The 21,222-nt window shown below is 50.7% G+C and carries 18 protein-coding genes; 8 read left to right on the top strand and 10 right to left on the bottom strand.

Annotation, left to right across the window (positions count from 1 at the left end; translation table 11 throughout):
• Positions 1-40 precede the first annotated feature (40 nt).
• Positions 41-436, top strand: coding sequence for an 8-oxo-dGTP diphosphatase MutT (gene mutT, locus BIY29_RS00230; RefSeq protein ID WP_121572704.1), 396 nt, complete (start codon positions 41-43; stop codon positions 434-436).
• Positions 437-486: 50 nt separating this feature from the next.
• Here the strand turns inward: mutT and yacG are convergent, their stop codons facing one another.
• Genes yacG through coaE form a run of 3 tightly spaced genes read right to left on the bottom strand, consistent with a single transcriptional unit; the run spans position 487 to position 2,080 of the window.
• The gene (yacG, locus tag BIY29_RS00225; protein ID WP_121572703.1) at positions 487-684 is read right to left on the bottom strand and encodes a DNA gyrase inhibitor YacG; all 198 of its coding nucleotides are present in this window, start codon (positions 682-684) and stop codon (positions 487-489) included.
• Between the two features lie 24 nt (positions 685-708).
• Positions 709-1,461 (bottom strand): cell division protein ZapD, encoded by a 753-nt coding sequence (gene zapD, locus BIY29_RS00220; RefSeq protein ID WP_121572702.1) that lies wholly within the window; start codon positions 1,459-1,461, stop codon positions 709-711.
• Positions 1,454-2,080: a dephospho-CoA kinase gene (coaE, locus tag BIY29_RS00215; RefSeq protein ID WP_121572701.1), complete on the bottom strand. Its 627-nt coding sequence runs from the start codon at positions 2,078-2,080 to the stop codon at positions 1,454-1,456. The genes zapD and coaE overlap by 8 nt, the downstream gene beginning before the upstream one ends.
• A 231-nt stretch (positions 2,081-2,311) precedes the next feature.
• Here coaE and BIY29_RS00210 point away from each other — a divergent pair, with 231 nt between their 5' ends.
• The gene (locus tag BIY29_RS00210) at positions 2,312-3,352 is read left to right on the top strand and encodes a GMP reductase (protein ID WP_121572700.1); all 1,041 of its coding nucleotides are present in this window, start codon (positions 2,312-2,314) and stop codon (positions 3,350-3,352) included.
• A gap of 55 nt (positions 3,353-3,407) precedes the next feature.
• On the opposite strand, the gene hofC is transcribed toward BIY29_RS00210, so the two are convergent.
• The 5 genes from hofC to BIY29_RS00185 all read right to left on the bottom strand — a co-directional run bounded on the left by hofC (position 3,408) and on the right by BIY29_RS00185 (position 8,727).
• On the bottom strand, positions 3,408-4,613 hold the full coding sequence (hofC, locus tag BIY29_RS00205) for a protein transport protein HofC (RefSeq protein WP_121572699.1): 1,206 nt from the start codon (positions 4,611-4,613) through the stop codon (positions 3,408-3,410).
• A complete protein-coding gene (gene gspE, locus BIY29_RS00200; protein ID WP_121572962.1) occupies positions 4,610-6,061 on the bottom strand; it encodes a type II secretion system protein GspE in 1,452 nt (483 codons plus the stop codon). Before gspE ends, hofC begins: the two co-directional genes overlap by 4 nt.
• Positions 6,062-6,063: 2 nt before the next feature.
• Positions 6,064-6,510, bottom strand: coding sequence for a prepilin peptidase-dependent pilin (gene ppdD, locus BIY29_RS00195; RefSeq protein ID WP_121572698.1), 447 nt, complete (start codon positions 6,508-6,510; stop codon positions 6,064-6,066).
• Positions 6,511-6,725: 215 nt separating this feature from the next.
• A complete protein-coding gene (gene nadC / locus BIY29_RS00190) occupies positions 6,726-7,616 on the bottom strand; it encodes a carboxylating nicotinate-nucleotide diphosphorylase (RefSeq protein WP_121572697.1) in 891 nt (296 codons plus the stop codon).
• 247 nt (positions 7,617-7,863) lie between these two features.
• The gene (locus tag BIY29_RS00185; protein ID WP_121572696.1) at positions 7,864-8,727 is read right to left on the bottom strand and encodes a nucleoside-specific channel-forming protein Tsx; all 864 of its coding nucleotides are present in this window, start codon (positions 8,725-8,727) and stop codon (positions 7,864-7,866) included.
• 411 nt (positions 8,728-9,138) lie between these two features.
• Between BIY29_RS00185 and ampD the strand changes: the two genes are divergently transcribed.
• Both ampD and ampE read left to right on the top strand, forming a co-directional pair.
• Positions 9,139-9,714 (top strand): 1,6-anhydro-N-acetylmuramyl-L-alanine amidase AmpD, encoded by a 576-nt coding sequence (gene ampD, locus BIY29_RS00180; protein ID WP_121572695.1) that lies wholly within the window; start codon positions 9,139-9,141, stop codon positions 9,712-9,714.
• Positions 9,711-10,565, top strand: coding sequence for a beta-lactamase regulator AmpE (gene ampE / locus BIY29_RS00175; protein ID WP_121572694.1), 855 nt, complete (start codon positions 9,711-9,713; stop codon positions 10,563-10,565). The genes ampD and ampE overlap by 4 nt, the downstream gene beginning before the upstream one ends.
• Positions 10,566-10,825: 260 nt before the next feature.
• On the opposite strand, the gene BIY29_RS00170 is transcribed toward ampE, so the two are convergent.
• Positions 10,826-12,184 (bottom strand): amino acid permease, encoded by a 1,359-nt coding sequence (locus BIY29_RS00170; protein WP_121572693.1) that lies wholly within the window; start codon positions 12,182-12,184, stop codon positions 10,826-10,828.
• A 619-nt stretch (positions 12,185-12,803) separates the two neighbouring features.
• On the opposite strand from BIY29_RS00170, the gene pdhR reads away from it, so the two are divergent.
• From pdhR to lpdA, 4 genes are all read left to right on the top strand, one after another.
• On the top strand, positions 12,804-13,568 hold the full coding sequence (gene pdhR / locus BIY29_RS00165; protein ID WP_121572692.1) for a pyruvate dehydrogenase complex transcriptional repressor PdhR: 765 nt from the start codon (positions 12,804-12,806) through the stop codon (positions 13,566-13,568).
• 146 nt (positions 13,569-13,714) lie between these two features.
• Entirely contained in the window at positions 13,715-16,378 is a 2,664-nt protein-coding gene (aceE, locus tag BIY29_RS00160) for a pyruvate dehydrogenase (acetyl-transferring), homodimeric type (RefSeq protein WP_121572691.1), read from the top strand.
• A 14-nt stretch (positions 16,379-16,392) separates the two neighbouring features.
• A complete protein-coding gene (gene aceF, locus BIY29_RS00155) occupies positions 16,393-18,000 on the top strand; it encodes a pyruvate dehydrogenase complex dihydrolipoyllysine-residue acetyltransferase (RefSeq protein WP_121572690.1) in 1,608 nt (535 codons plus the stop codon).
• A 272-nt stretch (positions 18,001-18,272) separates the two neighbouring features.
• A complete protein-coding gene (gene lpdA, locus BIY29_RS00150) occupies positions 18,273-19,697 on the top strand; it encodes a dihydrolipoyl dehydrogenase (RefSeq protein ID WP_121572689.1) in 1,425 nt (474 codons plus the stop codon).
• A gap of 159 nt (positions 19,698-19,856) precedes the next feature.
• Here the strand turns inward: lpdA and BIY29_RS00145 are convergent, their stop codons facing one another.
• A complete protein-coding gene (locus BIY29_RS00145; RefSeq protein WP_121572688.1) occupies positions 19,857-21,188 on the bottom strand; it encodes an MmgE/PrpD family protein in 1,332 nt (443 codons plus the stop codon).
• Positions 21,189-21,222 lie beyond the last annotated feature (34 nt).

Raw genomic sequence — 21,222 nt, 5'->3', positions numbered from 1 at the left:
AAGGCGGTCACAGACCGCCTTTTACTTGATAGGAAATATCATGGTGCAAAAACAGTTATCCGTTGCGGTAGGTATTATTCGCAATGCTGAACAACGCTTTTTTATTGCTCGTAGACCGGAAGGTGTTCATATGGCGGGGATGTGGGAGTTTCCCGGCGGTAAAGTCGAAACGGGAGAAACCCCTGAGCAGGCGTTAATTCGTGAGTTGCGTGAAGAGACGGGGATTAAGGCGGAAAACCCGCAGCCTTTAAATACAAAAACTTTCTCTACGTCGGAACGAATGATCACACTGCATTTTTTTCTGGTGGAGTGCTGGAAAGGCGATCCTTACGGTCGTGAAGGACAGGCTTCCCGCTGGCTGCGTGCAGACGAGTTGCTGGAAGATGAATTTCCTCCAGCGAATGCGGAAATGATCCGCTGGTTGAAATCTAATTAACCGTTTTCTTGAAAACGCCTGCCTTTACCATTAAACCGCGGCAATGTCCTTTACTGTTGCGGTTCACTCCACTCTTCGCTGTCTGAAACGATGTCATTGCTGGGGATACGTTTTTCCTCGTCAGCCCATTCACCGAGGTCGATGAGCTGGCAGCGCTTGCTGCAAAAAGGGCGATAAACGCTTTTCTTATTCCAAATAACCATTTTCTTGCAGGTCGGGCATTTTACTGTGGTGACGTCATTATTCATGAGATTCTCTTAACATATTTCATTTTAACAACAGGCCAACTCAAACGCTAAACGGGGGGGGATTTGCCCATTATCACTATCCAGAGATAAAAAGCGGATAGCATAGCGTGTTTTATGACCAGAAATTTGCGGGTAGAGCTGATAAGCCAAATCGATGCGCAAGCGTAATAGATCGGCCTCGGAGGCATTATCCTGATAGAAGCCGTTCAGACTAATCTGCGAACGGAAGGTGGCAGAATGGCGAATCAGTTCCAGTACCATATCCAGCGATTTTTTTAGCGGCGCCAATGAGTTCAGCCAGCTGGAAACCAACTGCTCGCGCTGTTCCTGTGGCTGATGAAGCCAGATATGCAGTGTAGGTAAATCGAAACTGCAACATCCTCCCGGTATACTGATCCGCTGACGAACCATGCCGATCAAACGATCTTCCCGCAATATTTGTCCCATCCGCGGTGCGGCCATCAGCGCAGTTGATAGTTCTTTTAACTGGCGACGCAGGGCATGGATTCGCTCCATATCAACACCGGGAACGTCACTCCATTGCAGTAATTTTTGCTGCTGGCGTTCCATCTCTTTTAATAGTTCAGTCCGAACATCCCCGCGTTCTAACACATCCATCAGGTCGGCAATGGAACGAAAAAATGTCAGTGCGCTTCCCATGTCGATCAGGGAATAGTTGCGATGCAACTGCTGTAACAATGACTCAATACGCAACCAGGTACGTGTTTTCTCGTTTAAAGGATATTCAAACAAAATGGCTGAGGAAGCGTCACTCATTCTTAGTAATCCTGTCAGCGGCTGAGGCAGCCAGCTCAAGGTAACGGCGATGTAATTGCGCAACCCGTTGAGCAAGGTCTCTTTGGCTACGGTTATTATCAATAATATCATCGGCATAGGCTAATCGCTGTTCGCGGGTAGCCTGAGCTGCCAGTATATTTTCTGCTTGTTGACGACTGATCCCATCTCGGGCAAGGGTGCGTTCAAGCTGAGTATCCCGGCTCACATCGACAACCAGAACACGTTGGGCTAGTTGTTGCAAACCATTCTCTATCAGTAATGGCACAACCCACAAGACATAGGGATCGGTCAATTCCTGAAATTGAGACTGTGTTTCTGTATGAATCAATGGATGTAACAGATTATTCACCCATTGTTTATCCTCCGGCGAGGAAAAGATTTTCTGACGCAACGCCGCACGATTCAAGGAACCATCGGCGTTGAGGAAAGGGTCGCCAAACCGCAATCTGATAGCTTCCAGCGCATGTTTCCCCGGTTCAACCACCTGACGCGCAATGATATCCGCATCAATGATAGTTACCCCGAGTTTGTAAAACTCATCGGCTACCGTGCTTTTCCCACTGCCGATGCCACCGGTTAAGGCTACGATATATGTCATTACGCCTATTCTGAACGTTAATATACCTGTTTGCCTGAAGCTGTCGCGTTGTTGCGGCAATTTCATCGATTTTGGTATAAGTAAATTTAGTCGATTTTATCCCAAATAAAGGTAAATTCGCAGTCTTGTCGTAGGATTATTCCCGCGTATGATAACGTCACTGGGAATGGTATTAATCACGCCGATCACAACTTTTGCGAATCGTCGCCACTAACCAGGAATTCAAACCTCATGCGTATTGAAGAAGACGTAAAGTTAGGCTTTAAAGACGTACTCATCCGACCTAAGCGTTCTACCCTTAAAAGCCGTTCTGATGTTGAGCTTGAGCGTCAATTCACTTTTCTCCACGCCGGGTGTGACTGGTCTGGCGTACCGATTATCGCCGCTAATATGGATACCGTAGGTACGTTCCGTATGGCAGAGACGCTGGCATCATTTGATGTATTGACGGCGGTCCACAAACATTATTCGCTGGAGCAATGGACGCAGTTTGTTCAACGTTCATCCGTGTCTGTGTTACGCCACGTTATGGTGTCAACCGGTACGTCGGAAGCGGACTTCATCAAATTGAAAAAAATTCTGGCGTTGTCGCCGGAGCTGAAGTTTATTTGTATTGATGTCGCCAATGGTTACTCCGAGCATTTTGTCACGTTTCTGCAAAAAGCGCGTGAGGCCTGCCCGGACAACGTGATTTGCGCGGGTAACGTTGTGACGGGTGAAATGGTCGAAGAGCTGCTTCTGTCTGGCGCGGATATCGTTAAAGTCGGTATTGGCCCCGGTTCTGTCTGTACCACCCGTGTTAAGACGGGTGTTGGCTATCCACAGCTTTCCGCGGTGATTGAGTGTGCCGACGCCGCACATGGTCTGGGGGGGCAGATCGTCAGTGATGGCGGCTGTTCGGCGCCGGGCGATGTGGCAAAAGCGTTTGGCGGTGGCGCTGATTTTGTCATGTTGGGGGGAATGCTGGCCGGGCACGATGAATGTGAAGGCACCATTGTTGAAGAGAACGGCGAAAAAATGATGCTGTTCTATGGGATGAGTTCAGCTTCAGCAATGGAACGCCATGTCGGTGGTGTTGCGGAGTACCGTGCAGCCGAAGGGAAAACGGTCAAATTGCCGTTGCGGGGCCCGGTTGATAGCACTGTGCGTGATATTCTTGGCGGATTACGCTCTGCCTGTACTTATGTTGGCGCTTCACGTTTGAAAGAACTGACTAAGCGCACCACATTTATTCGCGTTGCCGAGCAGGAAAACCGCGTTTTCAATGGTTGACGGATAACCCTCCGCCAGGTGGTTATGTGGACTGATGATGATGGTATTGGCTGGTTCAGGCACCGGCCAATACATTACCCAGTTGAAAAATAGGCAAATACATGCCAATCACTAGTGTACCGACCATCCCCCCGACAATCAGCATAAGCACGGGTTCCAGTGTTTGAGTCAGTGTTTCTGCCTGCTGTTGTGTTTTTCTCTCATGCCACTGTGCTAATTGCCTAAACAAGGTATCTAATGCCCCGGTTTCCTCCCCCACTTGAATGAGCTGCTGACAAGGTGCGGGAAACAGCGTGACAAATTGCCGTGTCGCGTGATGCAGGGTTATGCCTTGATGGATCTGTATTTGTATCTGCTGGAGGGCGGCCTGATAAACGGGGTGGTGGATGGTGGCGGCGGCGTCTAATCCTGCGGGCAATGTCAGCCCTGCGTGTTGCGTCATGGCCAGTACATTAAATATCTGGCTCAGGCAGTTACCGCGAATCAGATTCGAGATGACGGGCAACTTTAGTAGCCATGTCTGTTCCTTTTCCCGCCAGACCGATTTGCGCTGTCGTAAGTTGAAATAACTCAGTAACGCGGCCAATGTGGCGATCAGACCCGCTAAACCATAATTGGCTATCCAGTCCGCCATATTAAGTAACTGTTGGGTAAACCAGGGCAGCGGCGTGTCGAAAGACGCATACAGACTGGAAAATTCCGGTAACACCAATGTCAGCATCAATACGCTGACCAGCGTGGCAATGATTAATACAAAGCAGGGATAACGCAGTGCCTTGATAACCTTCTGGTGTAGCTGAGATTGCCTTTCCTGTTGCAGGGCCAGTTGGAGGCAGCATTCATCGATTTTTCCTGTCAGCTCGCCCACAGCGATCAGAGAACGATAGATGACGGGAAAGATATGCGGATAATCCGTCAGTGTTTCGGAAAGTGACTTCCCTTGTGCAATCTTGTCACTGATTTCCCTTAGGACACAACGCCAGCCTGGACGTTCATGCTGTTCAGCCACCAGTTGGAGGGCCTCCAGTAAAGGAAGTCCTGCCTGTAAAAGCGTCGCTAATTGTTTGATAAGCTCGCTGAGTTGTTCCCCTTTCCAATAACGTTGTGACAGATACTGGCCTGTCTTCAGCAATAAAGGCTGATATCCCTGAGTAATTAAGCGTGTATAGGCTTGTTGTCGATGGGAGCTGATGATTTCTCCGTGGGCTAATGTTCCTTCCGGTGTGACGGCCTGCCAGTGATATAAGCGCTCCAGTTTCATGACGCATTCTCTTGAGGCAGGATGTCTTCGCCAACAACCCGATAAATCTCTGTTATTGACGTCACGCCTTCATTAACCAGTGATAATCCGGCAGTGAACAATGTAGGGGAAGCCGACGGACGCGAGAGTTGGGATAGCTGATTGCTGTCGGCATTATTTGCCAGCGCTTGCTGTAGCTCAGGTGTAATGATCAGCAATTCATAGATAGCAATACGGTCGTAATAGCCGGACAGACAGTGACTACAGCCGTTGGCTTGCCAGTTATTCAGCGGGCCGCGCCATAGCGTGGTTGGAAGATGAGAGAGTGGTTCGGCCTGAGTTTTACAGTGGGGACACAAACGTCGAACCAGACGTTGAGCAATCACCAGTTTCAGCGCGGCGGCGATCAGGTAGCCCGGTATGCCGAGATGACTCAGCCGGGTCAGGGTTTCTACCGCAGAATTGGTATGCAGCGTGGACATCACCAGATGCCCGGTTTGTGCGGCTTTGACGGCGATTTCAGCGGTTTCTGTATCGCGGATTTCGCCAACCATGATGACATCCGGGTCCTGGCGTAGCAGCGCTCGTAATATGCGGCTAAAATCCAGATCGGCTTTAGGATTGATTGCCGTCTGATTGATACCCGGCAAGGGAATTTCAATGGGGTCTTCTACGCTACAGATGTTTCGGCTGATATTGTTCAGCCAGCGGATGGCGCTGTACAGCGTAACGGTTTTGCCGCTCCCGGTGGGACCTGTCACTAAAATCATACCTTGCGGAGCACTGAGCACCTGGATGAATCGATCCAGATCGGCGGGCGAAAGTCCCAGTTTATCCAGTGCCAATTCCTGCTGTCGGGTTTGGAGAATACGCAGCACCACTTTTTCACCATGTTGTACCGGCAATGTTGCAATGCGCAACGAATAGCTCTGCTGGTCAAGCACAATGCTGAATTGCCCGTCTTGCGGTAGCCGCCGCTCGGCAATATTCAGTTTGCCCATGATTTTCAGCCGGGCGGTAATACGTGAGATCAACTCAGTTGGCGGGGCGGCTGTTTCCTGTAATACGCCGTCAATGCGCAAACGAATGCGGTAATAGGTCAGCAAGGGTTCAAAATGAATATCGGATGCGCGGCGTTGAATGGCTAGACGCAATGTTTGATTGATAAAATGAACCGCAGGGCTGTCTTCGTCACCGTCACTAATGTGACTATTTGTTTCATCATGGTAAGCCTCTATGGGTTCCGCAATGGTTTTTACCGGATTAAGCTGCTGCTCCATCCTCGCCTGAGGCCAGTGCTCTATCAAAATCCGGCGGTTGCCGGCGAATCGCAGCGCAGCAATCAGTTCCGCTGAAGGCGCACCGTTGATGGCAACTGATAAGGCCTGCTCATCCATATTCAACAGTAAAGCATGATGGCGGTGACATAGTATTTGTAGTTCATTGGCAAGATGTTCTGCGTCAGTCATCATTAGCCCGCCGTGTCATCAAAACGGAAAACATCCCGACAGGCGGATTGCAGACTGTCTGCTTTACTTACGGTGGCGCAGTTTTTTGTCCAGCGTGATGTGCTGGCTTCTGAATCCCATACGGGGGTCAGCACCACGCGCAACCCTTGTAATGTAGATTGTCCGTTTAAGGTAATGATGCCCTGATTAACGCTCACCGCACTGACATAGCGCGAGGTTTTACTGGCGGGGATGCCCTGGTTTCCCGTGTTGCAGGTGGAAAACGCCGCGTTCTCTAATCCACAAAGATCGATGGCGGTTTTATATGACGCCATTGTTTGCAGCATATCAGTCAGGGCCGCTTTTTGCAGATACCCCTGATAAGCGGGTACGCCAATGGCGCTAAGAATGGCGACAATCGCGATGACGATCATCAGTTCAACCAGCGTAAATCCCTGTTGTTTTTCCATTGTTAATATTCCTGTTGTCATTCATGTCGGCAGGATAGAAAACGTTGCGACATCTGACGAGAGGGAGCGGTTAAAACAGGAATAGGGTTCGGAAAAGGTTTTACAGGTTGCAGTTTATTGAATGATTTTTGCGGGCCGCTTTGCAATTTCCGCCAACGCAGAAAACGGAAGGGAGAGGGGGATAGGCCCGGTATTTCCCAGGCCGTCAAGGCGATTCAGATAAAACGCATCGATAAATCCAGTGCACGGATATGTTTGGTCAATGCACCGACGGAAATATAGTCCACACCGGTTTGCGCGTAGCCGCGTAGTGTCTCTATCGTCACATTGCCTGATATTTCCAATAGGGCTTGGCCCTGGGTGATGTTCACTGCCTCACGGATTTTCTCCAGACTGAAATTATCCAGCATGATGATATCGGCCCCGGCATCCAGCGCCTGTTGCAACTCATCGAGTGATTCCACCTCTACTTCTACCGGCACATCGCTGCGCAGTAACAACGCTTTTTCCACTGCCTGCCTGATGGAACCAGCCGCGATGATATGATTTTCTTTAATCAGAAACGCATCGGACAGGCCAAGCCGATGGTTGTCGCCGCCCCCGCACATCACTGCATATTTCAGTGCGGTTCGCAGCCCTGGTATGGTCTTGCGTGTATCAAGCAGCCGGGTGCGGGTGCCTTTCAGCAAAGAGGCATAATGGCCGACTTCGGTTGCCACGCCGGAAAGCGTTTGCAGGAAATTCAGTGCAGTTCGCTCCCCGGTGAGAAGCTGTTTTGCCGGGCCGGTTATATCGCACAAGGTTTGGTTTGGCGTGATGAAATCTCCATCGGCAACCTGCCAGATAATGGATGTTGCGTCACCAAGCTGAGAAAAAACTTCCTCAAGCCAGCGTTTGCCGCAAAAGATCCCCGCTTCACGGGTGATAATCCGGGCCTGGGCCTGAGTATCATCCGATAACAAGTGTGCGGTAATGTCATGAGTGGCATCCACAACACCGCCCAAATCTTCACTTAATGCCAGCCGGACGCTGGCGGGAATATCCTGAGTAATACGATTGAGCAGGTCAGTCTGGCGTTGTTCCTGACTGTAGCGACGCGTTGTCATCACAAAAAGCTCCGAAAGGGGGATTCGGGCTATATGCTACCTTGTTTGGTTGACGACATCCAGAATGAATAATTGTTATAATTCAATTAATTAGTATGTATTTGAGGTGTGTCGGAAAAGATGGAGTCTATTGGTTAATCATATCGGCTCAGGACAATCACCGTTGACGCGGCAACGGGGATGGTTTTCTGGTGAACATTCCATCCCCGCGTCTTTGCCATATCAGACCTGATGTGGCGAAAAAAACTTAAAAGTTGTAACCCACGACCAGATAATAGCCCCAGCCGGTTGATTTCACTTCAAACGGGCCTTGACCGAAGTTAAGCTCGGCGCCGTCCGCCCATTGTCCTCCATTGTGAAAGTAACGGGCGACGACGGAATAATGCCAGCGGTCATAACCTAGTGCCAGAACGTGGCTGGAGGCGATGGCGTTACCGGTACGGGTGCGCCCGTCCTGATTGCGCAGATCGGAACCGAAGTCAAAGTTAGTGAAACCGATATAAGTGACGTTACCGCCCCACATCGTTCCTAACGGATAAAAATACTTAACTTTAAAGCGGTAGCCGTCCCATTCGTTTTCATTGCCCGCACCATAGTTCTTCCACTGGTATTTGGCATAGATATTGGCGGAAAGCGATAAATCTGTACCGGTATCGATATCGGCACCTAACCCCATGTACCAGGTACTTTGCCGGGAATCGCTGCTGCGCCCGTGATCGTAAATGATGTTGTTGGCGACATACCACTCTTTGAACGGACCGACGCGCAGGTCGGCGCCTGTCAGCTTATCGATGGAAAAACGCGGTTCAATTTCCATAAACAGTGGCGAACCGTCGTCCCAGACGCCACTATTGTTTGAATTTCCTGTGCCGAAAAATTTTGGCACATCAACATAGCCATAAAAATCGAACCAGTCTTTGCGGGCAAACGCCTCATATTCCAGATACACATCATTATTCAACTGTGGCCCGAAGCGAGTGTGATAACTACCCACAATGTTGACACTCTGGTGCCACCAGTCGGAAAGATATTCTGTTTTACTACTGTCAGCGAGAGCGGGCACACTGTAGGACAAGGCGATCAAAGCGCCTGCGGCGAGAGAATTTTTCATATGAATTACCGTGTAGTTAGCAAAGCGCGTTGTGATATCGGGTATTGTGGAATAAGTTTTTGTAATAGCTACAAAAAGTCTCTGATTATTTCAAATCGTTATTTTAAATAAAAATTGAGATAGTGCACGCAAGTTAATTCATGTATTCATTGCGTTGCATAAACATTGTGATATTGATCACTTTTTTCTGACGATTGGGGGCAGGAATAACGCGCTCGCACGTACGGTGTCGGCTATGCGTAAAGACGATTTATGACGTTGTTATAACGCACGGGGAAGCAATAAAATCTTTTTGTATCCAATTGGTTAGATATGATGTTGATAAACATGATACCCTGTGGACAGAGGTATTTCTGTTAAATACGGCACCTTATTCAGCCCGGCAAACGACATGATGCGAGGTTATCGCCGATGCTTTTGGAAAATGGCTGGTTATCCGGGATAAAACACATTCCTTCCCCACATTGCGATAGTCGTCCAGACGACGAAGCGCCTTCTCTACTGGTGATCCACAATATCAGTCTGCCGCCGGGAGAATTTGGCGGCCCTTATATCGATCAATTGTTTACTGCAACGCTGGATCCCTGCGTTCATCCTTATTTTGCCGGTATCTGTCATTTACGTGTTTCTGCCCACTGTCTTATTCGTCGGGATGGGGAAGTTATTCAATATGTGCCTTTTAATCAGCGAGCCTGGCATTCAGGCGTGTCTGAATTTGAAGGCCGTGAGCGGTGTAACGATTTTTCAATTGGCATCGAGCTGGAAGGAACGGATACGCTACCTTTTACTACTGAACAATATTGTCAGTTGGTTAAGATAACCCGGTTACTGATGAACACTTACCCCATTACGCCGTCGCGCATTACCGGACACAGTGATATTGCGCCGGAACGTAAAACCGATCCCGGCCCGGCTTTTGATTGGGATTTATATCACCGCCTGATGCAGGAAGGCTGGATAAAAAACGAAGGGAGTATAAACCGATGACGCTGTTTACATTGTTGCTGGTATTGGCGTGGGAGCGTCTGTTCAAACGTGGCGAACATTGGCAGTTGGATCACCGCCTTGAAGTGATATTCCGTCGTCTGCCTCCCCCTTCTTTGTTCCAAACCTTGTTTCTGACACTGTGTTGCATAGCGGCAGTAGCCGCTTTGTTATGGCTGGCTGGAGGGATTTTTTTTGGCCTGATTCTACTGCTGCTGTGGATTGCCATTAGCCTGATGTGTATTGGCGCGGGGAATGTCCGTCAGCACTATCGTCGATATCTACAGTCAGCGCAGCTTGGTGAAGTAGACGCCAGCCTGGAAATGGCGGCAGAGTTAGCTTTGATTCACGGTTTACCTGTCGGTACTGGTGAAAAAGAGCGTCTGAAGGAACTACAGAACGCGTTGTTATGGATTAACTTCCGGTTTTATTTAGCCCCACTGTTTTGGTTTACTGTCGCCGGCCCTTACGGCCCTGCTGCAATGGCTGGCTATGCTTTTTTGCGTGCTCGCCAGACGTGGCTGGCACGCCACCATACGCCGCTGGCGCGTGCGCAGTCGGGGGTTGATACGCTGTTGCATTGGCTTGATTGGATCCCGGCGCGTTTGGCGGGTGTGGCTTACGCGTTGCTGGGACATGGAGAGAAGGCATTACCGGCATGGTTTGCTTCGTTGGGGGACTATCGTAATTCACAATATTGGGTTTTGACCCAGTTAGCGCAATTTGCGTTGACGCGTGAACCGCATATCGACCCCGTCGAAACGCCCAAAGCTGCGGTGATACTGGCGAAAAAAGTGACGTTGACGCTGGTGGTGGTGGTGGCGTTACTGACGATTTATGGCGCGTTGGTGTAATCGTAACCAGCCAGCGTGTTTTGTCGTGAACAGACAAAAAAATGGCCGGAGATACCGGCCATTTCAGACCATTGACAAAGCTCATTATTAGGGAGAGCGTGCTGAGGGGTCGTAGCGGTGTAAGCCGCCGGAGCGCCCCTCGGTACGGTAGGCCCGTGTATCTCAGGCTTACAGGCTACTTTGTCAGCAACCTCAAATGGCCGGAGATACCGGCCATTTGAGTGAGGATAATCATCAGTAATTGTCTGCTGTCTAGCAGTTTAACGAGTCTGATTTTTCTGTTTGATAAAGTAACCGATACCCAGAACAACCAGCCATACCGGGATCAACAGCACTGAAATCCGAATTCCCGGCGTCAGGTACATGACGACCAGAATACCCGCCAGAAACAGCAGGCAAATATAGTTACCTAGCGGATAAAGCAGCGCTTTAAACTTGGTGACGATGCCTTCACTGTCTTTTTTCGCCCGGAACTTCAGGTGGGCAAGACTGATCATCGCCCAGTTGATCACCAGTGCGGAAACCACCAGTGCCATCAACAATTCAAAGGCTTTACCGGGGATCAGATAGTTGATCAGCACGCACAGCGCGGTGGCCAGTGCGGAAATACCAATGGCGACCACCGGAACGCCGCGGCTATCGACCGTTTGCAGCACTTTAGGGCCATTGCCTTGTTTAGACAGGCCATAAAGCATCCGACTGTTGCAATACACACAACTGTTGTATACCGAAAGCGCTGCGGTCAGTACCACGATGTTCAGTACGGTTGCCACCACATTGCTGTTCAGTTCATGGAAGATCATCACAAAGGGGCTGCCGCCTTCGACCACCTTGCCCCACGGATAAAGCGACAGAAGAACGGTCAGGGAACCGATATAAAAGATCAGAATACGGTAGATAACCTGATTGGTCGCCTGTGGAATGCTCTTTTCCGGGTTATTTGCTTCAGCGGCGGTGATCCCAACCAGTTCCAGTCCACCGAATGAGAACATGATTACCGCCATTGCCATCACCAATCCGGATATGCCATTCGGGAAGAACCCTCCCTGCGCCCACAGGTTGGTGACGGTCGCTTCCGGGCCTCCGGTGCCGCTGAGTAACAGCCAGCCGCCAAATACGATCATACCGATAATGGCCACTACTTTAATGATGGCGAACCAGAATTCCATTTCGCCGTAAACTTTGACGTTCGCCAGATTAATGGCGTTTATCACCAGAAAAAAAACGGCGGCAGAAACCCAGGTTGGAATATCTGGCCACCAATACTGGACATAAATACCCACGGCGCTCAGTTCGGCCATCGCCACCAGAACATACAACACCCAGTAGTTCCAGCCAGAGGAGAACCCTGCAAAATCTCCCCAGTATTTATAGGCAAAATGGCTGAAAGAACCGGCTACTGGCTCCTCTACCACCATTTCCCCCAGTTGCCGCATGATAAGAAATGCAATCACCCCACCTATTGCGTACCCCAAAATAACTGACGGTCCAGCCATTTTGATGGTTTGAGCGATGCCGAGAAAAAGCCCGGTTCCCACCGCGCCACCCAGGGCAATCAACTGAATATGACGGTTTTTTAAGCCACGCTTTAGCGTTCCGTCCTGTTGTTGACCATCCATTAATTTAACCCTCTACCATAGTGAACAAAAATCAAACAGCCCTGAAAAGCGCGTTAGTTTACGCTTTACGTTTGTGTAATTTTATTATTACGGTGAGATGCAGATGACTATTTCTCAGCATCTACCGTTTGTCAGAGAATAGTGACAAGCAAACAATATTGCACTGATTTCTTGCTGGCGTATAAAGAAAAATTATAGCGACATCAATGTCTCTCCCGTAAATCATCACCCTGATTGCCTGAGAATTTGTTGGCGTTCCGTTCCTTTATTATCCTTCACCCTTTTCAGCAACGTTGTTTTTATTACCCGGTGATTAGTATTGAATAATAATTCATTTATTTTGAGTAAAAATTCATTTTACTATTGTTTAAACGGTTCAGCATTGCCTGCTTTACGTTTCATAAAAGTTAAAATATAAGCAAGGGGAATTTATGGTAAGACCACAGGTGGACTACCACTTTGCCGCCTGCCTCTGGTGCAGTTGTTAAAATATGGAGGGATTGGTGGTTTTGCTCAACGTCCTTATGGACAGAAGGTGAATACTTTGTTACTTTAACGTCACGTTTTTGAAATTGGTATTACCAATTGACTCCGCGCCATTCGCAGAGATGAATCCACTATGGCATACAGCAAGATCCGGCAGCCTAAACTGTCAGATGTGATTGAGCAACAACTTGAGTTTCTGATCCTTGAAGGAACCTTGCGCCCCGGTGAGAAGCTCCCTCCTGAACGTGAACTGGCCAAACAGTTTGAAGTTTCCCGTCCTTCTCTGAGAGAAGCCATTCAACGCCTTGAAGCCAAAGGGTTACTTTTGCGCCGTCAGGGTGGTGGTACTTTCGTTCAGGCCAATCTGTGGCAAAGCGTCAGCGATCCGCTGGCGGAATTACTGAGTAACCATCCCGAATCACAATTTGATCTGCTGGAAACCCGCCACGCGCTGGAAGGTATTGCTGCCTACTATGCCGCTTTACGCGGAACCGAGTCAGATTTGCAGCGTATCCGGGATTGCCATGAAGTCATTCAGCAGGCCAGAGATGCGGGAGATTTAGACGCAGAGTCGGAAGCGGTTATGCAGTATCAGATTGCGGTAACTGAAGCCACCCATAATGTGGTGCTGTTGCATCTGCTGCGCTGTATGGGGCCGATGCTTGAGCAGAACGTAAGACAGAATTTTGAATTGCTATATCTAAGCCGGGAAGTGCTGGCGCGGGTGAGCATTCATCGCGCCGGAATTTTTGAGGCGATTGTTGCCCGTGAGCCAGAGAAGGCACGCGAAGCATCACATCGCCATCTGGCGTTTATTGAGGAAGTATTGCTGGATCTTAACAGGGAAAATAGCCGACGAGAAAGGTCATTACGCCGGCTCCAGCAACGTAAGGATTGAGCGTCCTGTTTTGTCTTTTGGGACGCTGAATACGGCGACTACGACGATGAGCCTGTCTTCATGTGCTTTACTTGGATCTGGATGAGTCAGAGCACAGGAAGACAGGCTCCAACAAACTAACTTATTAGAGAAGATAAGGAATAACCATGTCAGATCGTTTAAATAATGACGTGGATCCGATCGAAACCCGCGACTGGCTGCAGGCGATCGAATCGGTCATCCGTGAAGAGGGTGTTGAGCGCGCTCAGTTCCTGATTGATCAGGTACTGAGTGAAGCGCGTAAAGGTGGGGTGAGCGTTGCCGCAGGCAGTGCTGCCCGCCAATACGTGAACACCATCGCAGTGGAAGACGAACCGGAATATCCAGGTAACCTGACTCTGGAAAGTCGTATCCGTTCCGCGATTCGTTGGAATGCGATTATGACGGTGCTGCGTGCGTCGAAAAAAGATCTGGATCTGGGCGGCCACATGGCTTCTTTCCAGTCTTCCGCCACCTTCTATGAAGTGTGCTTTAACCACTTTTTCCGTGCGCGTAATGCGCAGGACGGTGGCGATCTGGTGTACTTTCAGGGCCACATCTCTCCCGGCATTTATGCCCGTGCTTTCCTTGAAGGCCGCCTGACTGAAGAACAGATGAACAACTTCCGTCAGGAAGTGCATGGTAAGGGCTTGTCTTCTTACCCGCATCCAAAATTGATGCCGGAATTCTGGCAGTTCCCGACCGTATCCATGGGGCTGGGGCCGATTGGCGCAATCTATCAGGCTAAGTTCCTGAAATATCTGGAACACCGTGGCCTGAAAGATACGTCTAAACAGACCGTTTATGCTTTCCTGGGCGACGGTGAAATGGACGAACCGGAATCCAAAGGGGCGATTACCATCGCAACCCGTGAAAAACTGGATAACCTGGTCTTCGTTATCAACTGTAACCTGCAACGTCTTGATGGCCCGGTTACCGGTAATGGCAAGATCATTAACGAACTGGAAGGTATCTTCGGCGGCGCTGGCTGGGAAGTGATCAAAGTTATCTGGGGTGGACGTTGGGACGAACTGCTGCGTAAAGACACCAGCGGTAAACTGATCCAACTGATGAATGAAACCGTTGACGGTGATTACCAGACCTTTAAATCCAAGAACGGCGCTTATGTCCGCGAGCACTTCTTCGGCAAATACCCTGAAACCGCCGCGCTGGTGAAAGACTGGACTGACGATCAGATTTGGGCACTGAACCGTGGTGGTCATGATTCGAAGAAAGTCTATGCCGCGCTGAAAAAAGCACAGGAAACCAAAGGCAAGCCGGTGGTTATTCTGGCGCATACCATTAAAGGTTACGGTATGGGCGAGGCGGCGGAAGGTAAGAACATCGCTCACCAGGTTAAGAAAATCAACATGGAAGGCGTGCGTTACTTCCGCGATCGTTTTAATGTGCCGGTCAGTGATGAAGACGTCGAAAAACTGCCGCTTATCACCTTCGATAAAGATTCTGAAGAATACAAATATCTGCATGAGCGCCGTCAGGCACTGGAAGGCTACCTGCCGACTCGTCAGCCGACATTCAGCGAAACGCTGGAACTGCCGACGCTGGAAGATTTCAACACCTTGTTGGAAGAGCAGAATAAAGAAATTTCCACCACTATCGCTTTCGTTCGCGTCCTGAACGTGATGCTGAAGAACAAGTCGATCAAAGATCGTCTGGTGCCGATTATCGCTGATGAAGCGCGCACCTTTGGTATGGAAGGGCTGTTCCGTCAGATTGGTATTTACAGCCCGAACGGTCAGCAGTACACCCCGCAGGACCGTGAGCAGGTTGCTTATTACAAAGAAGACGAGAAAGGGCAGATCTTGCAGGAAGGGATTAACGAACTGGGCGCAGGTTCATCCTGGCTGGCGGCGGCAACGTCTTACAGCACCAATGACCTGCCGATGATCCCGTTCTACATCTACTACTCCATGTTTGGTTTCCAGCGTATCGGCGATCTGTGCTGGGCAGCGGGCGACCAACAGGCTCGCGGCTTCCTGATCGGCGGGACGTCAGGCCGTACCACGCTGAACGGCGAAGGCTTGCAGCATGAAGATGGTCACAGCCACATTCAGTCTCTGACTATCCCGAACTGTATTTCCTACGATCCGGCCTATGCTTATGAAGTGGCTGTCATCATGCATGACGGTTTGCATCGCATGTATGGCGAAGCGCAGGAGAACATTTATTACTACATCACCACGCTGAACGAAAACTACCACATGCCGGCTATGCCGCAGGGGGCGGAAGAGGGTATCCGTAAGGGTATCTACAAGTTGGAAACCCTTGATGGCAGTAAAGGTAAGGTACAATTGCTTGGATCCGGTTCTATCCTGCGTCACGTGCGTGAAGCGGCGCAGATTTTGGCGAAAGACTATGGCATAGGTTCTGATGTATTCAGCGTAACGTCCTTCACTGAACTGGCGCGTGATGGTCAGGATTGTGAGCGTTGGAACATGCTGCACCCAACCGACGAACCACGTGTTCCTTATGTGGCTCAGGTATTGAGTGATGCGCCTGCCGTCGCCTCAACCGATTATATGAAGTTGTTTGCTGAACAAATCCGCAACTTCATTCCTGCCAGCGATTATCGCGTTCTGGGCACCGATGGTTTCGGGCGTTCCGACAGCCGTGAGAACCTGCGTCATCACTTTGAAGTGGATGCGTCTTACGTCGTGGTTGCGGCCCTGGGTGAACTGGCTAAACGCGGTGAAATCGATAAGAAAGTGGTTGCCGACGCAATCGCCAAGTTCGAGATCGATGCAGATAAAGTCAACCCGCGTCTGGCATAAGAGGTAAAGATTACATGGCTATCGAAATCAACGTACCGGACATCGGTGCAGATGAAGTTGAAGTCACCGAAGTGATGGTGAAGGTGGGCGACAAAGTAGAAGTTGAACAGTCGCTGATAACCGTTGAAGGCGATAAGGCTTCAATGGAAGTTCCTTCCCCGCAGGCCGGTGTAGTTAAAGAGATCAAAGTTGCTGTCGGCGACAAAGTTGAAACTGGCAAACTGATCATGATTTTCGATTCCGCCGACGGTGCAGCCGATGCTGCCCCTGCCGAGGCAGAAGAGAAAGAAGAGAAAAAAGAAGACGCCAAACCGGCTGCCGCTGCGGCCAGCGCCAGTAAAAACGTTGACGTGCCGGATATCGGTGATGATGAAGTCGAAGTTACCGAAGTGCTGGTTAAAGTGGGTGACAGCGTTGAAGCCGAACAGTCTTTAATCACCGTTGAGGGTGATAAGGCTTCAATGGAAGTCCCCGCGCCGTTTGCCGGCACGGTGAAAGAGATCAAAATCAGCACCGGCGACAAGGTGAAAACCGGCTCGCTGATTATGGTGTTTGACGTGGCGGGTGGCGCTGATGCCGCACCGACACCAGCCAAAGAAGAGGGCAAAGCGCAAGCTGCCCCGGCGGAAAAAGAAGAAAAAGCCGCCGCCCCGCAACCCGCCGAGAAGTCTGAAAGCAAGGGCGAATTTGCCGAGAACGACGCTTACGTTCACGCGACGCCGGTTATTCGTCGTCTGGCCCGTGAATTTGGCGTTAATCTGGCAAAAGTGAAGGGCACGGGCCGTAAAGGCCGTATCCTGCGCGAAGACGTTCAGGCTTATGTTAAAGAGGCGGTTAAACGCGCCGAGTCAGCTCCGGCTGCCAGCGGTGGCGGTCTGCCAGGTATGTTGCCGTGGCCGAAAGTGGACTTCAGCAAGTTCGGTGAAATTGAAGAAGTCGAACTGGGCCGTATCCAGAAAATCTCCGGTGCCAACCTGAGCCGTAACTGGGTGATGATCCCGCATGTTACGCATTTCGACAAAACGGATATCACCGATCTGGAAGCGTTCCGCAAACAGCAGAACGTAGACGCTGAGAAGAAAAAACTGGATGTGAAGATCACCCCGGTTGTTTTCATCATGAAAGCCGTTGCCGCTGCTCTTGAACAGATGCCCCGTTTCAACAGTTCGCTATCCGAAGATGCCCAACGTCTGACGCTGAAGAAATACATCAACATCGGTGTGGCGGTTGATACTCCGAATGGTCTGGTGGTTCCGGTGTTCAAAGATGTGAATAAAAAAGGCATCATCGAGTTGTCTCGTGAACTGATGGCTATCTCCAAGAAAGCGCGTGACGGTAAGTTGACCGCAGGCGAAATGCAGGGGGGATGTTTCACTATCTCCAGCATCGGCGGCCTGGGTACGACGCATTTCGCGCCGATTGTCAACGCGCCGGAAGTGGCTATCCTGGGCGTGTCCAAGTCGGCGATGGAACCGGTCTGGAACGGAAAAGAGTTTACGCCGCGTCTGATGATGCCGATATCTCTGTCCTTCGACCATCGTGTCATTGACGGTGCTGATGGTGCACGCTTTATTACCATCATCAACAACATGCTGTCTGACATTCGTCGTCTGGTGATGTAACCGTAAAGGCTGGCCTTTCGGCCAGCCTTTTTGTTAACGTCAGTGTTGCTAACAATCATTACGTTTCTAAAAACATAAAGAGTGGGTTTAGAGGCATAAATGTTATCAGGCGGCACTAGTGAGACACTCTTCACCGAAGGCGCTTTGCAGATTATTAACAACTCTGTAAACTGCTGACGGTGGAAGCGTCCCGGTGGATGAAGGGCGTACTTGAATTAACTCGCCATAAGAATGTCGTCTGACCCGCCGGACAATCAAAACAAGAGGTCATGATGAGTACTGAAATTAAAGCTCAGGTGGTGGTACTTGGCGCCGGCCCCGCAGGGTATTCTGCGGCATTCCGCTGTGCGGACTTAGGCCTGGAAACCGTACTGGTAGAGCGCTACGCCACGCTGGGTGGTGTGTGTCTGAATGTTGGCTGTATCCCTTCCAAAGCATTATTGCACGTTGCCAAAGTGATTGAAGAAGCCAAAGCGTTGGCGGAACACGGCATTGTGTTCGGTGAACCTAAAACCGATATTGATAAAATCCGCCTGTGGAAAGAAAAAGTGATCAACCAGTTGACCGGCGGCCTGTCTGGTATGGCGAAAGCCCGTAAGGTTAAAGTGGTTAACGGTTTGGGCAAATTCACCGGGGCCAACACACTGGTGGTTAACGGTGAAAACGGCGAGACGACGATCAATTTTGAAAACGCGATCATTGCGGCGGGTTCCCGTCCGATCCAACTGCCGTTTATTCCGCATGATGACCCGCGTGTATGGGATTCCACCGATGCGCTGGAGCTGAAAAACGTGCCGGAACGTCTGTTGATTATGGGCGGCGGCATTATCGGTCTGGAAATGGGCACCGTGTACCATGCTCTGGGTTCTCAGATCGACGTAGTGGAAATGTTTGATCAGGTGATCCCGGCTGCCGATAAAGATATCGTCAAAGTGTTCACCAAGCGTATCAGCAAGCAGTTTACGCTGATGCTGGAAACCAAAGTGACGGCGGTAGAAGCCAAGAAAGACGGTATCTACGTCACGATGGAAGGTAAAAAAGCGCCGGCTGAACCACAGCGTTATGACGCGGTGCTGGTGGCGATTGGCCGTGTACCGAACGGCAAGAATCTTGATGCAGGCAAGGCTGGCGTGGAAGTTGACGATCGCGGTTTTATCCGTGTTGATAAGCAGTTGCGCACCAATGTGCCGCACATTTATGCGATTGGCGACATCGTTGGTCAGCCAATGCTGGCACACAAAGGCGTGCATGAAGGCCATGTCGCCGCTGAAGTGATCGCCGGTAAGAAACACTACTTCGATCCGAAGGTGATCCCGTCCATTGCCTATACCGAGCCGGAAGTGGCGTGGGTCGGGCTGACAGAGAAAGAAGCGAAAGAGAAAGGTATCAGCTATGAAACGGCGATTTTCCCGTGGGCGGCGTCTGGCCGTGCCATCGCTTCCGACTGTTCAGACGGTATGACTAAACTGATTTTCGACAAAGAGACGCATCGCATTATCGGCGGGGCGATTGTCGGGACTAACGGCGGTGAGCTGTTAGGTGAAATCGGTCTGGCGATTGAGATGGGTTGTGATGCGGAAGATATTGCGCTGACTATCCATGCTCACCCGACGCTGCATGAATCTGTCGGCCTGGCGGCTGAAATTTATGAAGGCAGCATCACTGATTTGCCTAACCCGAAAGCGAAAAAGAAATAACCCCGCCTTTCTCTTCCGACGATTAATCTCTGGTTATCATCCCCCGTGGAAGCGGGGGATGCATTCTGAAGATTAACGCTTTGATGATAAATGAATTCCTTTTTCAAACATCGGCATCCGGCGCTGAAAGCGCCGGATTTTTAGTCTGGGCGCTACGCTTCAGTTAAGCAGCAGCGTCAGCAAATAGTTCAGATCCCCTGCCGCTTTCAATGAACAGCGTTCGAGAATCTGTTCACTGTCCAGATGCGGCAGAGTACTGATATTCTGTCTTAGTTTCGCTCCGAGATCGGTTCGCTGCGCCGCGGTTTCCTGCCGGGTAACGCGGCTTGTCATCCTTGAACCGTCTTGCAGAACCAGGGTGACTTCATGGAAACGGGCATCCGGGTCAAGCTCGTCCGGCGGCGCGGTTTCGTCTGCTATCCGAGTAACCTTGTCTGCCAGCGCGGCGATTGCCGGTTCTACCGGGACTTCCGCAAAGCGCGTCAGTTTCAGTTCCCCCTCCAGCAGTGCCACGGCAATCACATATTCCAGACTGAACCGAGCTTCCACACCGGTGGTGGCTTTGCGGATAAACGGGGCGATATCGCCGCCCGGTGGAAAAGTGACGGTGATGCTTTCTATATTATCCGCGAGTGATGAGCCAGCTTCACGTTGTGCCTGCCACTGTTCTCTTAACTTGAAAGCGGCTTCCGCTGCACTGTGCGTTCCGCCGCAGGTTGGGTAGCGTTTGAATTCCAGACCGGGAGACAGGATCCGCCACGGCGTCCCCCAGGATTTGACCAGTAATTCGGGCTGTTGTTTCTGATCGCCATGCGCGGCCAGAAAGGCTTCCACAACCTGTTGGCTATTCCCGTTGAAGCCGGCCAGCCCCAGTTTTACTGCGGTGAGGCCAGCTCTGGCGGCCAGCCCGGCATGAAGCGGTTTTACCGCTGAACCAAACTGGGCGCGCAAACCTGCCGCCTGGGTTGCCGCAAGGCCGAGAATATTCTGTGTCTGTTCAACGGAGGCGCCAGCCAGACGCGCCGCCGCCGCCGCCGCCGCAATGGCCCCCAGTGTGGCGGTGTTATGATAGCCGAGACTATAGTGGCGCGGGCCGCAGGCAAGACCGCTTCTTCCCGCGACTTCCACACCGATCGCATAAGCCGTGAGAAACGCCTCTTCCGTTATTGATGGGTTTTCCGCTGCCAGCGCAAACAAGGCAGGCAGGATAACGGTGCTGGGGTGACCCCGAAACGCGGGGTGGTAATCGTCAAAGTCCAACGCGTGGCCGACATAGCCCAATATTAGACTGTGGGTCAGGCTGTCTGCACCGCTAAACACCTGTTTTAGCGGGATAAGGCCGCTGTCAATGATGGCGTCCTGGGTTATCGGTAATGCGGCGGCGACAAAATCGGTGACGCCCAGGCGGGCAGCATCAATGGCCGTCTGGTCTGGTGAACTGTGCGTAATGTGGTGGGCGAGTGTAGCTGTTAAGTCAGAAAAATTTGTCATAAATAGCGGAAGGTCAGCAATGGAGATACCTTAA

Source organism: Brenneria alni (assembly GCF_003666245.1).
In the GTDB taxonomy this organism is placed as follows: Bacteria; Pseudomonadota; Gammaproteobacteria; order Enterobacterales; family Enterobacteriaceae; genus Brenneria; species Brenneria alni.
Note: the sequence above shows the minus strand (reverse complement) of the source record. Positions and strands in the feature narration are given on the sequence as shown.

Bases quoted from the DNA above. Each gene is read 5' to 3' on its own strand.
- mutT (WP_121572704.1), top strand. From the start codon at position 41: ATGGTGCAAAAACAGTTATCCGTTGCGGTAGGTATTATTCGCAATGCT.
- yacG (WP_121572703.1), bottom strand. From the start codon at position 684: ATGAATAATGACGTCACCACAGTAAAATGCCCGACCTGCAAGAAAATG.
- zapD (WP_121572702.1), bottom strand. From the start codon at position 1,461: ATGAGTGACGCTTCCTCAGCCATTTTGTTTGAATATCCTTTAAACGAG.
- coaE (WP_121572701.1), bottom strand. From the start codon at position 2,080: ATGACATATATCGTAGCCTTAACCGGTGGCATCGGCAGTGGGAAAAGC.
- BIY29_RS00210 (WP_121572700.1), top strand. From the start codon at position 2,312: ATGCGTATTGAAGAAGACGTAAAGTTAGGCTTTAAAGACGTACTCATC.
- hofC (WP_121572699.1), bottom strand. From the start codon at position 4,613: ATGAAACTGGAGCGCTTATATCACTGGCAGGCCGTCACACCGGAAGGA.
- gspE (WP_121572962.1), bottom strand. From the start codon at position 6,061: ATGACTGACGCAGAACATCTTGCCAATGAACTACAAATACTATGTCAC.
- ppdD (WP_121572698.1), bottom strand. From the start codon at position 6,510: ATGGAAAAACAACAGGGATTTACGCTGGTTGAACTGATGATCGTCATC.
- nadC (WP_121572697.1), bottom strand. From the start codon at position 7,616: ATGACAACGCGTCGCTACAGTCAGGAACAACGCCAGACTGACCTGCTC.
- BIY29_RS00185 (WP_121572696.1), bottom strand. From the start codon at position 8,727: ATGAAAAATTCTCTCGCCGCAGGCGCTTTGATCGCCTTGTCCTACAGT.
- ampD (WP_121572695.1), top strand. From the start codon at position 9,139: ATGCTTTTGGAAAATGGCTGGTTATCCGGGATAAAACACATTCCTTCC.
- ampE (WP_121572694.1), top strand. From the start codon at position 9,711: ATGACGCTGTTTACATTGTTGCTGGTATTGGCGTGGGAGCGTCTGTTC.
- BIY29_RS00170 (WP_121572693.1), bottom strand. From the start codon at position 12,184: ATGGATGGTCAACAACAGGACGGAACGCTAAAGCGTGGCTTAAAAAAC.
- pdhR (WP_121572692.1), top strand. From the start codon at position 12,804: ATGGCATACAGCAAGATCCGGCAGCCTAAACTGTCAGATGTGATTGAG.
- aceE (WP_121572691.1), top strand. From the start codon at position 13,715: ATGTCAGATCGTTTAAATAATGACGTGGATCCGATCGAAACCCGCGAC.
- aceF (WP_121572690.1), top strand. From the start codon at position 16,393: ATGGCTATCGAAATCAACGTACCGGACATCGGTGCAGATGAAGTTGAA.
- lpdA (WP_121572689.1), top strand. From the start codon at position 18,273: ATGAGTACTGAAATTAAAGCTCAGGTGGTGGTACTTGGCGCCGGCCCC.
- BIY29_RS00145 (WP_121572688.1), bottom strand. From the start codon at position 21,188: ATGACAAATTTTTCTGACTTAACAGCTACACTCGCCCACCACATTACG.